Origin of the sequence: Ulvibacterium sp. (genome assembly GCF_028285715.1) — a bacterium.
Taxonomy (GTDB): Bacteria; Bacteroidota; Bacteroidia; order Flavobacteriales; family Flavobacteriaceae; genus Ulvibacterium.
The window spans coordinates 43,797-59,229 of the sequence record NZ_JANQOO010000012.1; the positions used below are offsets into that span (position 1 = coordinate 43,797).

A 15,433-nucleotide genomic window follows, 5' to 3' on the forward strand; every position below is an offset into this window, starting at 1 on the left:
AAAGTTTTAATTCGACAGCTTCAATCTTTTCAATTGCCTTGAAAAGTAGAGATGTTGTCCGCGACAAATTGTCCAAAGGTTCTGGGTTTTCGACCCAAGATTTTTTCAATATCATCTGTCGCACTTGCTAGGTAACCTTTTCTCGTAATCTCATCAAGCTCCAGGAGGGCAGTGATAAGCCAATCGGACATTCCATAGCTTTTGTAGGCTTGACCAAGTTGTCCGGATTCCAGGTTTACAAACTTGATCTCTCTTCCTAGGTGTTGGGATAGTTCCCTTGCCATATCATAACTTGAGATCACTTCCGGCCCTGTGATTTCATAGGTTTTATTTGAATGGCCCTTACCAATAATGGCTTCAACACCTACAGCGGCGATATCCCGGACATCAATAAAGGCATTGGTTCCTTCACCGGTAGCGCCATAAAATACATTTTCACTGTGTATCGTTCCAAGACTACCCATAATGTTCTGATAAAAACTTGCGGGTTGAATAAAGGTGTAGTCTATCCCCGAATCTACAATCAATTGTTCTACTCTACCATGCAATTTTCCCATGGTTATAGGTGCCTGCAATGAAGCTCCCCTAGCCGAAGATCTTATGATATGGCTTACTCCCGCATATTTGGCCGCTCGAACTGTATTCTCGGCAAGTTCAATCATATTCTCAACCAAAGGAGATACAAAAAAGAACTTATCCATTCCCTCAAATGCTTTTTCCAGATTATTTGGATTGGATACATCTGCTACCACCTCGCGGATGTTTCCGAGGTTGGTCTGCCCACTTTCTCTTACTAATAGATACGTTTCAACACCTTTATTTGCCAAAAGATTAGCCGTTGTTAGGCCAATATTACCTCCTGTAACGAGTACTTTCATCTTTAATGGTTAAAATTATTAATAGGTTTTCCTCTTAATTCTTGCCTTGAACCCGAGCTCCAGATTTTATATCAAAGACCTAAAATCAAATGAATCTATGAAGGCATAATTTGGGGCGCATTATTGTAGCCAAGTTCCAATATTCCATACCTCTTACATTATAGCACGTAAATGTTTCTCTTATCAATTGTTCCTCAATTCACCGTTCTATTGGCCTATTACAACCCAATCAATTTTTATGAATGTTCCATAGTAAAACCTAATTGGGCGTATATGGTATCATTATCCCAATAACCTTTGATGTGTCTAATACGTCCAAAATCATTGAATTTTAAAATGAAAAGGTGTGGGCAGGCTTGGTGTTTTCCTGTGTTTGGGATCCCAAATAAATCTTTGGACTGCGTTCCACCTAAGACGGCCTCAACGATTACATCACCTGAAGTGGTTATCTTAATATCCTCAACAAGTACTTTGAAATCAGGAAATGCATCGATTATGGCCCTCCAGATAGACGTACCCTTTGGTTCCACCATTCCTTTTCCAAGTTCTCTATAGGGTACATAATTGAAAGTTGCTTCATCTATACATAGCGATATCATTTCGTCAAGGTTGTGGTTATTGTAGGCTCCAAAAAAACGTTCTGCTATAACTTTATTTTCCATGTTTTATGTCCTTGAAATTGTTAAGTTGGCATATTTTAATTGATGTAACCGACTTCAAAGCTATCTTCATAATTTTCTGGACTTTATCCTTTCAAGAATTACTTCGCCATAGATAATTGATAGGACCTTACCTAGATTATGGTGGATTGCTATCCATCTTTTGATGTTGAAGTTCGTTTAGAAAGGGACCAGGGCCTCTATGAAAAATTCGGAATTGCGGGTAAAAATTTCTGGTATCAAACAAAATTGGATGGAACCATACCGGTAACTCGCTTGAAGAAAGTTGCAAAATTGGAACTATCCTCGAACCCAAGACGGTAGGACACCTCGGAAATGGAAAGATGCTCGCTTTTCAAAAGTATTTTAGCCTCTAATGCAATTGCTTCGTCTATAAGTTGTTTTGCGGTTTTACCAGTGTTTCTTTTTAGGATTTCAGAAAGGTGTTTAGGGCTCATATGGAGCATATCCGCGAAATCGCTTACTTTTTGAATGGTTCCAATATTTTGAGACACCAGATTGTCGAATGAAGAAACAATAAGGGACTCCTTATTTGAATATGTTGTCTCAATCGGGTTTCTTCGTTCTTCCCATAAAGACATCAATTTATATAAAAGCGCCATTGAGTAAGCTTTGATCATTTCTTTATAAGTTGAAGCCTTGTTGGATTGCTCATATATTATGCGCTCAAAGATTTCAATCAACTGGATGGTTTCAACATGGCTAATCTCAAAAACATTATCCAAGCTATTATATGCGAAGAATGGAAACTCTGCAAGAAAAGTACCATTATTGAATCTCAACCCAAGGAGTTCCTGTTTAAAGTAAAATGTATAGCCTCTGGCCCGCTTCAATTCTTCGGGTCTGGCAAATACTTTTTGTACTTGCCTTGGGGGACAAATTTGAATGGTATTGTTCGATACTTGAAAGTCCAAGTATGAATATTTGAGCTCAAAGTTTATTTCCAAGAATAGTGAAATCTCAAAGAAGTTTTGTCTATAATAGGGCGTATTGATTGCCTTATTTTTATTATGAATCTCATCCATTCTAAAAATGAAGAAATTTTCATTGAGTTCCTTTTCAGGTAATCGAAGTAATTTATGTAGCTGACCGAACCCATCGATTGTTATTGCGTTCATCCCATTTCAGTTATTTTCTTCATGGATTTATCGTTTAAAATATGGTCTTAGCGCATGGGATTGCTTCTATTAGAGGAAATTTGAACAAGGCAATAATCTGAATTTACGAAATCCTTTTTTCCGACCAAATCAACTTAGGAAGCAAGTCCCTAATGCCATTCCATTCCTAAAGGTAAACCTAATTTGTTTTTTTGCTTTCTTTCTGATTACATAGCGAGAACGATTTTGGACCTGACTTGGAACTTAATAAAGACAGTCGTTTTGTATCAAACGAAGGCCAAACCCTTTAAATAAGAACCTTCCATGGATTAAATAGGTGAAAGACCTTAAAATAAAAAAAGTATTGTTTATGAAAGATCCTTGATATGTTAAGATAATGGTTGGGTAGTTTCGTAAATCGTTCACTTTACAACACGTATCATTTAAAAAACGGACGAAACAATGAGTATCCTACGCGAAAACGAAAAAGCGACCTTAAGATATGGTCGCTTTTATTGAATTTGGAAACGATTTTTTTACCAATAGCCCCCATTTGCACCGATTGCCTGTCCGGTGACCCAGCTACTTTTATCCTCTACCAAGAACGAAACTACATTGGCAATATCCTCTGGTTCCCCAATCCTTCCAAGAGATGACATCGAAGCAAACTTATTGACTATCTCATCATTTTTACCCTTCATAAAAAGATCGGTCCTGGTAGGGCCGGGTCTTAAGGAGTTTACCCTGATTCCCCTTTGGCCCAATTCCTTGGCGGCCACTTCGGTTATCTTTTCAATGGCCATCTTACTGGCAGCGTAAACGGAATAGCCCGGAATCGGTGCCCCTTGGAAACTAGCTGAAATATTGATAATGCTTCCATTGTCTTTCATTCTCCTTGAGGCTTCTGAAAGATTCAGAAATACACCTTTAAGGTTAATGTCGACAACATTGTCATATTCTTCTTCAGTAAATTCAACCAACGGCTTCCTTACCGCCTTGCCCGCATTATTGACTAAAATGTCCACTTTGCCATATTCTTTTTCTGCAACGTCATAAAGGTTCTTTACATCCTTTGATTTTGAAACATCGCCCTGGACGGCAACTGCTTTTCCGCCAGCATTCACTATCTCGGCAACCACGTCTTCCGCGGCCTGTTTACTGCCAGCGTAGTTGACCACTACAGCGGTATTGTGTTTAACACCCAGTTCCTTTGCTATGGCGGCTCCCATTCCGCGTGAAGCCCCTGTTACAATTGCTACTTTTTGGTTTAAATTTTCCATGATTTCTAAATTTTAATATTTGTTATTATTGTTTTACTTGCATTAAGTCCTTTATACCGAGCCTTTCCATAAACTCGCCCTGCATCTTTTGCGCTACCTCGTTGATGGGTTCTGCCCCATGGTGCTGTGGGTCGATTACCATTCGAAAGTTCCTTTCTCCCTTTGGCGTTTCGATTACATAGAGTATCGCTTTTGCGATATCCTCCACATGAGCCTCTTCGCCCTCGGCAACTATGCGTTGGAGATTGCCCACTAGTTCATCCGGTAGTGTTTCGATTGGAGTATAGTCCTTGACCACATCTTCCCTGTTTGGTTTTTGAGCGCCCGGAAAGTGATTAGTTCCTTGGGTATAGGCCCCTGGTTGTATAATTACCGAATCGATTCCGAAACGAGATACCTCATAATGGGTGGTCTCGGCCAATTTATCCTGTGCCGCTTTACTCGCCACATATGGACCCTGAAAGGGACTGATGATGTTAGCAGTGACACTTCCAACATAGATTAAAAGCCCATCCTCTTGTTCGCGCATGTAGGGAAGTACGGCTTGGTTCACGCGATGGGTACCTACTGTATTCACATTGAACACGTTCAGTAATTGGTCCGCAGTAAAGGCTTCGGTGATACCAAAAACCAGCATCCCCGCATTGTTGATTAGCACATCAATGTGGCCTATACTCTGATGAATGTAATCGGCAGCCGCTTTGGCGCTATCTGAACTCATCACGTCGAGTTCTATGGGCTCCACGAACACCCTTTCCTGTAAGGCCCATGTTCTGAGCTCGTCCGCCTTTTCTTTGTTCTTGGCATCCACCCCTCGCATCGATGCGAAGACCTTATGCCCCGCCTTGGCCAATATTTTTGTGGTGATGAATCCGAAACCACTACTGGCCCCTGTAATTAAAATTGTTTTTTCCATTGTATTGAATTTTTGGATTTTGTTTGTTTTTAATTTCAATACAAAGGTGCGGTGATGAAGGGGCGTTCACTAAACAGGATTCAAAGGGAAAGATGCACAAATCAAAGATTTGGCTATTTCCTGCGGAACTCTGAGGGGGTAAGACCCGTTTTGGACTTAAAAAAGCGGTAAAAATAAGATGGGCTCTGAAAATTCAATTGATAGGCAATTTCCGATGCGGTCATTGTGGTGTGCAACAACATGGATTTAGCTTCTTTGATGGTCCTTTCGAATAGGAGTTCCGATGCTGATTTTCCAGTGGTGTTGTTCACCACTTCATTGAGGTAATTTGGATGGATGTTCAAAAGCTCGGCATAATCGCTTATTTTTCGAACTGCCGTCTCCTTGCCTTTTTGCAAAAGCTCAAATTGTTCGTTGATCAGTGCCTGATATCTTGAAAAAACGTCATTGCTTAGGGAGTTCTGATCCAGTCTTGGGGACGCATTGGTTTCGTACAATATCCTTATCTCGTTTAGAAAGACATTGAGATAGGACTGGACAATGGATACAAATCTTTTAGTGGGCTCCAAGTGATAATAATGTAGCATTTTATCACAGATATCGGAAAGCTTGACAATTTCGTCTTCTTCAAGGGGAAGGACTGCTGAAGGGTTTAGGGAAAAGAAGGGAAAATCCTTTTCCACATTTTTGTTCTCGGGGACAAGTGTAATGAATTCCGCTTTGAAGAACAGAACAAATCCACTCAAATTCTCCTGGATTTCCCAACTCTTTATATGCCCATAACCACTAAAAAAAAGACAAGGTTTGTGGATATCATAAATAACACCGCTCACTTTCTCCCTGGTATGCCCTCCTTTGAAAAAGGAAATTTGGTAAAAGTAATTCCGATAGTCACCAGTGCTTCGTACCACATCCCCCATACTATCCTCAAAACGGTGGATGTCGAACATGTCCATATCAGGTTTCCACAACTTTATATTGTTGTAAAACTGTTGAATAGAATTATGTAGATTAGTGTCTTTACCCATGGAAACACCGTAATTTAGTGAAATGCTATAATAGCACGTGAACACAATCAAATATTGTTGTAAAAAAGTGTTTTTAAACGGCGAGTTAATGAGACAAATCCAAAAAGAACAAAGATTCCCTTAAAATGCTCCGTTTTTTGGAACTTGAAAAAATAGTTGCCCACAGTTTCGCTTAATCAGCAGAGGACCAAGGTAGAGCATTGACATTTAGTCCTTATTGGGTTTATTGTAATTTAATAGAGCTAAAAGGTTGTTTTTTACCTCTTCCAGTTCTGCTATTTTTTTCTCGATTTCTCTTAATTTTTTTGCAGCTTTTTTCCGTCGGTACACGTCAATATTTGGATTGTTGTCCTTCTCCTGTAAGATTTCTTTCCCTTCTTTAAGGGTCAGTCCAAATTTCTTGAGGCACTTGAGAATTTTTATTCTCTCCACATTTTCACTACCATAGTCCTTATAGTTGTTCCATTCAAAGGGTCTTGTGATGTTCTTGAGCAAACCACTTCTTTCATAAAACCTTATCGTATCTCGAGTAACTCCTGTTCTCGATGCCAATTCTCCGATTTTCATAAAAAGGTCATTTTTTATTTGACCATTGACTATGGTCCATGGTTTAAATTTGTGACAATTTAGAATTTTAACGCTAACAATGGTGTTATGAATACAATAAAAAATAAATCTGTTGTCATTACGGGGGCCACCAATGGCATTGGAAAGGCCATAACCAAAGAACTTACTAAATGTGGGTATTACCTGATTATTTTAGCTAGAAACGAAGAAAAAATTAAAGGTCTTCATAAAGAACTGCTTTCCATCAACCCACAGGTGGAACTTGACTCGTATCAAGTTGACCTGTCCCTTGTCAAAGAAACCAATGAGGCCTTGATAAAAATTAAAGAAAAATACGATAAGATTGATGTCTTGGTGCACTCAGCCGGTTTGATTCCCAATAAAATCGAAAAGACATCGGAAGGGGTGGAGCAATCTTTCGCTGTAAGTTACCTAACCCGATTCTTAATTACCGAGAATTTATTGCCGTTGGTTTTGAAATCGGGCACAAAACTAATCTTTTCAGTGGCGAGTCCAGGTCATAATGGTACTATTCATTTTGAAGATGTTCATTTTGACCATCGGAAATTCATGCCGGTTGAGGTAGTAAAGCAATTCAATAAATGCAATGATGTCTACACATCATACCTATCGCAAAAGTTCAGCAGTGAAGCGTTGAACGTCTACTGCTATGACCCAGGGTTGGTAGATACAAGTATACACCTAGGCTGGCCATTCCCATTCAGCCTTTTGATGCGTGGAATTGCGAAACCTTTTTTCATGAAAACCCCCGCGAAGGCGGCGGAAATTCCTGCTAAAATCATTACCGGCGGTTTTAAGCCAGACGGGATATTTGTTAACTCGAAGGGGAAACTGATTAAATGTCCTGAGATAACGGGGAATAGGGAATATCAAGAGCGGGTCATTGACCTGGGTAATGAGATAATTGAATCAACATAGTACACTTAACAAGGGAATATGGGCATTGCATATAACCTACATATGCGAATAACGGTTTAGCCCGAGATATTCCTTAAAATTGCGAAATATTGGAACTGATTTCACAGAGTGAAAGGATTCCTAAGAAAGGTTCGATTTACGAAACTGTCTTGTAATTACCTTTCAACTTATCAAATAACTTAGTCCATAGAGGTATTAAAACAAATACCATAAGAGGGACCAATACTCCCGTTAAGATAAGCGTACGTGCCGCTAGTGGTAGTTGGTTTAAAAAACTACCAAAAAAATATTGTATCGCTGTAATTGTGGGGTAGATGGCTACCCAAACTATAAATATTGTTCTTGATTTTTTCATTGTCCTATTCTTTTAAAAATTTGAGAACATCCTTGTTAAATCTTTTAGGCTCTTCTACCATAGGTGAATGACCACTGTCTTCATAGATAATCGTAACGTTCTCTTTTATTTGTTCTTTGAGTGTTTCAATGGTTTCCATTGGTACAATGGGGTCATGTTGCCCATGAATTATCAGGGTTTTAGCCTTGATTTCCTCCAAAGAACCCACCATTAAATCTTTTTCCTGAATTAAAGATTTGATGATTTGATAAACCGTGTAGCCGTCGTTCCAACTCAGTTTCCTTATCAGGCTTTTTTTCAAGTTTTCAGGTCTTAGTAACTCTTCATTTTGAAAATAAATGCGCTTTGTATAGTTGGCCATATCTTCAATGGTGGAAGGGTTTGCAAAAGCATATATATTATCCGCATTGGGTTCTTCGCCGAGTCCCAAGAGAAAGGCCGGGTCAACCAGAATCAGTTTATTTAGTTTATCCGGATGCTTAACGGCGAATAAAGCTGACACCCAACCGCCCATAGAATTACCGATCAACGTAGCCTCTTCAATCCCCTTCTGGACCATAAATTCATTTAAAAACTCTACCAATGTTGACCCCTTGAAGGGTATGAAAGGCTTATCCGAATACCCAAAGCCTATTTGGTCCAAGGCAATTACATTATAGTTTTGGGATAGGACATCTATATTCTTGCTCCACCGCCCAGCATTACTACCCAGTCCGTGCAATAAAATCAGTGTTTCGCCTTGACCCTTTTCGATAAATTTTATGGTTTGCCCAAATACTTTTATACTTTGAAATTCACTGTCCTTATCCTGTGCCATTAAGGCGGTACTTACCAAGCAAGTGGCAAGTACCATTACTATGGTTCTCATAATCTATTGTTTAAATTTTCATAAATGGATAGAATGTTCAGCTCGCCTTCTTTGCCTGGAATGGTGCTAACGTGCTCCATATCTATAAAACCCTTGTAACCGCTTTTATAGATGTGTTTAAGGATGTTCACGAAATTCATCTCTCCAGTTCCGGGTTCACTGCGACCTGGGTTATCAGCCATATGGATGTATGCTATTTCATCGAAGGTTTTATCAAAGTTGTTAATGACATTCCCGTTCTCAATCTGAACATGGTACATATCAAAGGTGAGCTTGATAGACGGGCTATTGACCGCCTTTACAATTTCATAGGCATCGGTCACTTTTGTGATGAACGTGCCCGGAAACTCTGTGCCATTAATGGCTTCCAGCCCTAGGATTATACCCGCCTTTTCGGCCTCTTTAGCAATTACCCGTAAGTTTTCAATAAAATTCACTTTTTGATATTGCCTTTCTAATGTGGGATGGCTCTTACCTGAAAGCAATGTCAGGTATTTCCCATTGACCCGTTTGGCGACTTCCACAGTTTCTCTAATCTCCTTGAGGATAATCTCACGAACTTCCGAAGGTTCCGAGACCAATGTGAAATCTTGCCAAGTAGTCGTGTTATGGACAAAAGAACCCAATTGCATACCTTGTTTTTCTAGTTCTTGAGCAATGGCAATTTGCTGCTCTACAGGGCGTATCTTCATAAAGTTGTCCTCAATGCCCTTGAAACCTTGAGAAGCGATAAATTGTATCTGCGCTATCGGGTCCTGGCCTGCGTGGTTGATGAACATTCCATCCTCTAAACTGGTAAGGCCGATATGGGGCGCAAATTTTAATTTGAACTCAGTTTTTTCTCTCTCTTTTGAATTGGTCGTTTTGTAGATTTTGAAATCGCCTTTCTGTAAATCCACTCCATTGTTCAGTCCCGGCAGTCTATGAAATTGTGCTGTCGTGAAATAGATGTTTCCTTCCACATCAAATGCTATACTATCCGGCCAGCTGATATATGAACTCGTGATAACCGTTTCAAGTGCCTTGCCCTCTACATTATATCTAGAAATGGCATTGCGCTCCAAATCCGTAAGGTAGATGAAACCGTCTCTAAAAGTTATGCCATCGGAAATAACGGTGTTACCAACGAATGTTACCTGCTCTTTGATTTCATTTCGCGAAAGCGAAAAATCATTCAGTACCTTAACATCCACTTTCATCAAGGCCGAAGAACCTGCAAAGGGGCGGTATTGATAGTAAATTACTTCCTCTTCTGGGTCGTAAGCAATTCCATCGGTTGCATAAAAGTTGGCGGCATTGTCCAAGGTGATACTTTCAATAACCAATGTTTTTTGTATGTCATTAGATGCGATCAGCTCATTTTGAAGAACCCTTTTTTGTGCACCTGTGGAAAGATTGACAACGATAATCCCTCCATCAACGCTATCCGTGATGTAGGCAAAAGTTTGCTTTTTATCCACCCGTACATCGTTCAGATAACTCTTATTGCTAAGAACTTGGTCAGTAATGACAACGGTTTGAAGCACGTTATTGGTCGTCAAATCAATTTGAATCAACCTCGCCCCCCCTTTAACAACTCCATTGCGTTTGGGTGAGCCTGTATCCAAAACCCATAGATCATTTTGAGCATCAATAACCAAACTTTGAATATTCAGATAGTGATTGAAAACTGTGTTTGATTTTTCGTTCCAAGATGTATTCGGATACGGAATCTGTCTCCCGTCTGCCAAAATCTCGAATACTGAAACCGAATGTGAATCCGGTGAATAACTCGAATAGGGCAAGTTGGTAAAAACCCTACCCTCTTCTGAAACGGCTACAGCCGTGGGTCTGTGTTCTTTAAAAGAAGCGAGTTCTTTCAATTTCAATTGGTCGTTGGCTACACTTATGACCGAAGTCATAAGAGCGATTGCCATTGTGATTATTGTCTTCATTTGTTCTATTTTTAGTATGTTATTTTTTTGTTTAAAATTTGATGTCCGCGTTGTAGGCATCCAGGTTTTCCATTAAGTGTTCTCGTTAGGATGTACCGGGAATCGAGATGACATTTGGGGCATAATCCAACAGCCATTTTAAGGATAGTTGGTTTACTGATACTCCTTCTTTTTCGGCTTTCTCGAAAGCAGTATTGTCCCAATTGTTCACCGCTATGGGTGTGTGGGCGATAAAGGCAATGTTGTCTTCCGTTGTTTTTCGTACAACCGCCTCATAACGTCTGTCGTTAAAATTGAAGGCGTTCTGTACGGCATCAATTTTTGCAATGGTCTGTGCTTTTTCCAGTTGTTCAACCGTCACATTGGAAACACCAATGTGCTTGATTTTACCTTCCCTTTGAAAATGTGCCAAAGCACCTACCGATTCTTCGATAGGAATGTTCGGATCAACCCGGTGCAGGAAATACATATCAATGGTTTCCCGCTCTAGACGTTTTAAGCTTCCCTCAATGGCAGTTCGCAGGTAGTAAGGATGACCATTTGCCATCACAGCTCCTGGCTTGTATTTGACGGCACCACCTTTGGTGGCAAGCATAATGTTGTCCTTAAAAGGCTTGATGGCTTCCTGGACCAACAGTTCTGAGGTATATGGCCCATAAGAGTCTGCCGTATCGATAAAGTTTACACCATTTTCTATGGCGGTCCTTATCATCTTTATAGTATTTTCTTTGTTGGGATTATCTCCCCAGATTCCAGCTCCTGTTGAAGCTCTCATTGTTCCAAAACCAATTCTATTGATTTTAAAATCTTCCAATCCGAATGTGCTATCTGTTTTCATTTTGTATTGTTTTTTATTTACAGTACAAATGTCCTACAGATGGATAGGAATTTTATGGTGAAGAATTGAGTGATACTGGTAAAAATTCCAGTTTTTACCTGATTTGGATACTAAACACGATATTCGGATGGTGAAACACCCGTTTTTTGCTTGAAGAACTTGGTAAAGTTAGAGGCATCCTGAAACTTGAGGAAGTAGCCAATTTCATTTATGGCCATATCGGTATTGGTAAGTAATGAACGTGCTTCAAGAACAATGCGGTCAGAGAGGATTTCCTTTGGGGTCTTGCCAGTTGCCTTTTTAAGCACCTCGCCCATATAGGTTGCATTTACGTTAATCCTTTCGGCGATTTCCGCTACTCCAATGATTTTTTCAACTTTGTTCTGAGTAATGTCATAAAGGTGTTCCTCGACAATATGTTCAAAGGCTTTGACAATTCGGTTTTGTTTGGTTTCTTTCTGATTTTGGTATAGAAAATTATAGTGTTCGGTACCCTGTAGAAGGATAAGTTCCAGCAGTGACTTTGCTTTATCAAAACGATGGACGCTCTTGGAATAACTGATTTCGTAAAGGTGCTGAAACATTTTTTGGGTCTCAATCAATATTTCTTCCTCTAATGGCACTACCACTTTCGAGGTAATCTTAAAGCCATCGAAGCCGGTTATCAGTTTCTTTAGTGTAGGATGGTCTTCAAAAAAACTATCCATAAAGACGATGACATAGCCTTGCCATTCTGAGAGGCGGTTGTAATACCGCAGATGTTGTGGTGCCTGAAAGTAGATGCTTCCTTCGGTTATATGGTATTCGGAAAGGCCAATCTTATACTTGGCTTGGCCTTTGGTCAACAGGATGATGGAATAGGTATCACTTCTGAAGATACTGGTCTCCTTAACCCAGCTAGCTGGTGTATCGGAAAATCTATGGATGTGAAAGTCTCCGCTTAAAGGTTTTACGGTTTTTAACCCATCCAGAAGACTCTGAATGTCTTTATAATATTTTGATTGGTGTTTGGACACATTTAAAAATAATAAAATGAGGAGTACAGAGAGAGAAAATTTATAGTGCTTTAAAACGTCGGTTATTACTTCCAATAACTTCGATAATCCTTAGCGAACACATGAGAAGTTCTGCTTTCCTTACCTGTTAGTTTTGTAAAGTCCGGTGAAACAAGACCTGTCAAGCCTGTACGATCTGCCTGATAAAGACTGATCAACTGTTTAATATTATGTTCAGGCATATGGTATTTTCTAAACGTGTCAATGGTATCCTGGTCGGATACGGAAATATAGCTTATCCGCTTATTAAGTACTTTTCCAATTTCATCAAGTAGCTCTTGGTCGGAAATTGCTGTTCCACCTGTAATCACATAGGTTTTTGATTTGTGCTTGTCAGCTTCTTTTAGCACCGTGGCAATGGCCAAGGCGACATCCCTTACATCTACATAACTAACTTTTGCATTATCATGTGGGAGAAATACAGCACCGTTTTTTACTGTTTGATTTTGGAAGGTTGCAAAATTCTGAAAGAAGGAATTAGGTTGAATGATGGTGTAGTTCAATCCAGAATTTTTAACGATGTTTTCAATTTCTCCCAACTCCTTAAATACAAAGTAATCCGATTCAGCATCTGCGCCTATCCCGGAGGAACGCACTATGTGCTTAATACCTGCTTCTTTTGCCGCTTCAATCGCATTATGCACCCAATTCATGGAATTTTCAGAGTCTGGCGTTAGTAAGAAAAGTATATTATGTTCTTTGAACGCAAGTCTTAAACTTTCTTCATCCTCATAGTCAATTCTTGAGGTTGGGTACTCTTGTTTTGTTATTGAGCTGGACCCAGCTGTAAATGGCACTTTTAGTTCTCGAAGATATTTAACCAAATATTTTCCAATATTGCCTGTTGCTCCTGTCACAAATATTTTGTCCATAGGTATTTTTATTAAAATTTAGGACAAATATGCTACATTTGTTTTATGAAGTGTAGTAGTTACATTTTGTAAACCTATGGCAAATATGGAAACCTTAAAAGAAAGTAAGAATCAAATTCAAATGCCAGATTTTGATTTGAATTGCTTCAACATCTATCAATGCCCCGTTACCGCAACTATGGATATAATTGGAGGCAAGTGGAAACCAATGATATTATTCCTCATTTACAAGGGTGTGAATCGATTCGGGAAACTGTCCGGTCTTTTAAAGGGGGTTAGCAAGAGAACATTGACCAAACAACTTCGAGATTTGGAATCTGATGGCGTACTTCACAGACAAATTTTTCCCGAAGTTCCACCAAGAGTTGAATATTCCCTTACCAATAAAGGGCAATCGCTACTTGTAGTAATTAAGGTTCTATACGAATGGGGTGAAAGGAACCGTTGATTTCAGCAGTATGTTGTTCATAATTCTAAAGTTAGTTAGAATAGAGCAATGAATCATAATTAATGTTAGCATAAGTACCTTTCTGCTTTGTATTTTTGGTAAACATCGAACAACAGACTATGAATCTCTGCAAAATTATCTAAGTTTGTACATAATATTATTCCGATATTCTCACTCAAAAATCGGAAGTAGACACTACTGAAACCTCTAATATTTCCTCCGTGACCCACAACTTTAATTCCATTTAAATCATAAAGAAACAGTCCGTGTCCAATTTTAGTGTTTTGCACTACTAACACCTGTCCGTTTGGTTTTATCCATGGCGTAATTATTTGATCAACATATTCTTTCGAAATAATATCGCCGTTGAAAAGAAGTCGTTCAAATTTCATAAAGGAGTTTAATTTGGCAGAAAATCCACCAGCCGAGAAAGTTCCAGAATTGCTATAGTACTCTATTTCTGAAAATTCATTATTAGATATCGAGTAGCCAACTATTTTTCTATCATCTTTTTCTCTATTATTTGTCTTAATAATACCGTCAATTTGGTACTTTTCGAGTATTTCTGACCTAATAAAATGAAAATAATCTTTATTAGTAATTTTTTCAATTACCAGTCCGAGCAAGAACATTCCCGTATTATTGTATTGAAATTCTGTTCCGGTATTAAATTGTAAAGGTTCATTTAAAATATAATCTAATATCCTTTTTTTGGAAACATCGTCTTGCATCTCTTTCCAATACTCCTTAGTGTCAGTATAATCTTTAATCCCTGACGTATGAGTTAGAAGGTGATTTATCTTGATTTCATCCCAATTGCTTGGTAAATCATCGAGAATTGAGGTGACTTTGGTATTTAGTCTAAGTAGATTCCTTTCGATTAGCATAAACGTGGCAGCTACGGTAAAGAGTTTTCCAATTGAAGCAATATCATAAAACGAATTTTTATCGACTTTTGCTTTCGTAGCTAAGTTTGAATAACCAGCTGAATAGAATTGGATGTTTTCCTTATCATAAATCGAGACACCGATACTAACGGCATTAATTTGTTTTCTTTTCTGTTCTAAAAAATCGTTCATTGATTTGCGAAATGTTTTTTAGTGTTTATGGTAATAAGTGGACATCATTATTGACGAATATAGAAATATATAGTCATAGATTATATCCCACTATATGAATGTCTACTTAAATGGTTTATATTCCTTAAAAACGGCCGATTTATAGGACAGCTTTTGGAATGCGCAGAATTTTTTCTAATCTATCCCAAACCTGGTCTCATTTAGTAGTTTTGTTAATTTACCTTTACTGGGGCAGGGACTCCTTTGAATGAAAATAATAGTTTAAAAGCGAGCGAAACGCAGTTTCGTGCTGCAAGTCCCAAATCCTTACCAAACTTCATCCTATCTTTTTGTGAGGCAGATCAAAGTTCTTGATTCAAATCTTGTTTCAAACTTTCCAAATCACTTTCCTCGATTTCAATTTTGTAGTACGATTTTCCAAACCGGGGTTTTTCCAAGGTAACCCGGTCCAATACTTTCAATACCCTCTTTCGCTCCTTTCTCCAACTCTCCTTGAGCACATAATTGTCATACTGGGTCACTTTGTCCCTTCTCAAGGAATGGTCGAACATCTTTTGTTGCAACTCCAGATCCTTTCGCCGACTCTTTTCCTCTTTCTC

16 protein-coding genes are annotated in these 15,433 nt (G+C 38.9%); 2 read left to right on the forward strand and 14 right to left on the reverse strand.

Annotation, left to right across the window (positions count from 1 at the left end):
- Positions 1 to 29: 29 nt before the first annotated feature.
- The 7 genes from Q0993_RS05705 to Q0993_RS05735 all read right to left on the reverse strand — a co-directional run bounded on the left by Q0993_RS05705 (position 30) and on the right by Q0993_RS05735 (position 6,446).
- A complete protein-coding gene (locus tag Q0993_RS05705; protein ID WP_299530604.1) occupies positions 30 to 878 on the reverse strand; it encodes an SDR family oxidoreductase in 849 nt (282 codons plus the stop codon).
- A gap of 236 nt (positions 879 to 1,114) precedes the next feature.
- Positions 1,115 to 1,540, reverse strand: coding sequence for an ester cyclase (locus Q0993_RS05710; protein ID WP_299530606.1), 426 nt, complete (start codon positions 1,538 to 1,540; stop codon positions 1,115 to 1,117).
- A gap of 236 nt (positions 1,541 to 1,776) precedes the next feature.
- The gene (locus Q0993_RS05715) at positions 1,777 to 2,676 is read right to left on the reverse strand and encodes an AraC family transcriptional regulator (RefSeq protein ID WP_299530608.1); all 900 of its coding nucleotides are present in this window, start codon (positions 2,674 to 2,676) and stop codon (positions 1,777 to 1,779) included.
- A 515-nt stretch (positions 2,677 to 3,191) separates the two neighbouring features.
- Entirely contained in the window at positions 3,192 to 3,935 is a 744-nt protein-coding gene (locus Q0993_RS05720) for an SDR family oxidoreductase (RefSeq protein ID WP_299530610.1), read from the reverse strand.
- A 25-nt stretch (positions 3,936 to 3,960) separates the two neighbouring features.
- Complete coding sequence (locus Q0993_RS05725) at positions 3,961 to 4,851, reverse strand: SDR family oxidoreductase (protein ID WP_299530612.1); 891 nt, start codon at positions 4,849 to 4,851, stop codon at positions 3,961 to 3,963.
- A gap of 113 nt (positions 4,852 to 4,964) precedes the next feature.
- Positions 4,965 to 5,879, reverse strand: a complete 915-nt coding sequence (locus Q0993_RS05730; protein ID WP_299530614.1) for an AraC family transcriptional regulator — start codon at positions 5,877 to 5,879, stop codon at positions 4,965 to 4,967.
- Positions 5,880 to 6,086: 207 nt separating this feature from the next.
- Positions 6,087 to 6,446, reverse strand: coding sequence for a MerR family transcriptional regulator (locus Q0993_RS05735; RefSeq protein ID WP_299530616.1), 360 nt, complete (start codon positions 6,444 to 6,446; stop codon positions 6,087 to 6,089).
- An 87-nt stretch (positions 6,447 to 6,533) separates the two neighbouring features.
- Between Q0993_RS05735 and Q0993_RS05740 the strand changes: the two genes are divergently transcribed.
- Positions 6,534 to 7,385 carry an SDR family NAD(P)-dependent oxidoreductase gene (locus Q0993_RS05740; RefSeq protein ID WP_299530618.1) on the forward strand — a complete coding sequence of 284 codons (852 nt, stop codon included), beginning with the start codon at positions 6,534 to 6,536 and terminating at the stop codon, positions 7,383 to 7,385.
- 359 nt (positions 7,386 to 7,744) lie between these two features.
- On the opposite strand, the gene Q0993_RS05745 is transcribed toward Q0993_RS05740, so the two are convergent.
- The 5 genes from Q0993_RS05745 to Q0993_RS05765 all read right to left on the reverse strand — a co-directional run bounded on the left by Q0993_RS05745 (position 7,745) and on the right by Q0993_RS05765 (position 13,307).
- Complete coding sequence (locus Q0993_RS05745; protein ID WP_299530620.1) at positions 7,745 to 8,608, reverse strand: alpha/beta hydrolase; 864 nt, start codon at positions 8,606 to 8,608, stop codon at positions 7,745 to 7,747.
- Positions 8,605 to 10,542, reverse strand: coding sequence for an L-dopachrome tautomerase-related protein (locus Q0993_RS05750; protein ID WP_299530622.1), 1,938 nt, complete (start codon positions 10,540 to 10,542; stop codon positions 8,605 to 8,607). The genes Q0993_RS05745 and Q0993_RS05750 overlap by 4 nt, the downstream gene beginning before the upstream one ends.
- Positions 10,543 to 10,627: 85 nt before the next feature.
- Positions 10,628 to 11,380, reverse strand: a complete 753-nt coding sequence (locus Q0993_RS05755) for an aldo/keto reductase (RefSeq protein WP_299530624.1) — start codon at positions 11,378 to 11,380, stop codon at positions 10,628 to 10,630.
- A 110-nt stretch (positions 11,381 to 11,490) separates the two neighbouring features.
- On the reverse strand, positions 11,491 to 12,396 hold the full coding sequence (locus Q0993_RS05760) for an AraC family transcriptional regulator (protein ID WP_299530627.1): 906 nt from the start codon (positions 12,394 to 12,396) through the stop codon (positions 11,491 to 11,493).
- 65 nt (positions 12,397 to 12,461) lie between these two features.
- The gene (locus tag Q0993_RS05765) at positions 12,462 to 13,307 is read right to left on the reverse strand and encodes an NmrA family NAD(P)-binding protein (RefSeq protein WP_299530630.1); all 846 of its coding nucleotides are present in this window, start codon (positions 13,305 to 13,307) and stop codon (positions 12,462 to 12,464) included.
- 85 nt (positions 13,308 to 13,392) lie between these two features.
- Between Q0993_RS05765 and Q0993_RS05770 the strand changes: the two genes are divergently transcribed.
- Positions 13,393 to 13,755, forward strand: a complete 363-nt coding sequence (locus Q0993_RS05770) for a helix-turn-helix domain-containing protein (protein WP_299530633.1) — start codon at positions 13,393 to 13,395, stop codon at positions 13,753 to 13,755.
- A 65-nt stretch (positions 13,756 to 13,820) separates the two neighbouring features.
- Here the strand turns inward: Q0993_RS05770 and Q0993_RS05775 are convergent, their stop codons facing one another.
- Complete coding sequence (locus Q0993_RS05775; RefSeq protein WP_299530635.1) at positions 13,821 to 14,834, reverse strand: serine hydrolase; 1,014 nt, start codon at positions 14,832 to 14,834, stop codon at positions 13,821 to 13,823.
- A 341-nt stretch (positions 14,835 to 15,175) separates the two neighbouring features.
- Positions 15,176 to 15,433, reverse strand: a 258-nt coding sequence (locus tag Q0993_RS05780) for a hypothetical protein (protein WP_299530637.1), incomplete at its 5' end; no start/stop codon positions are given.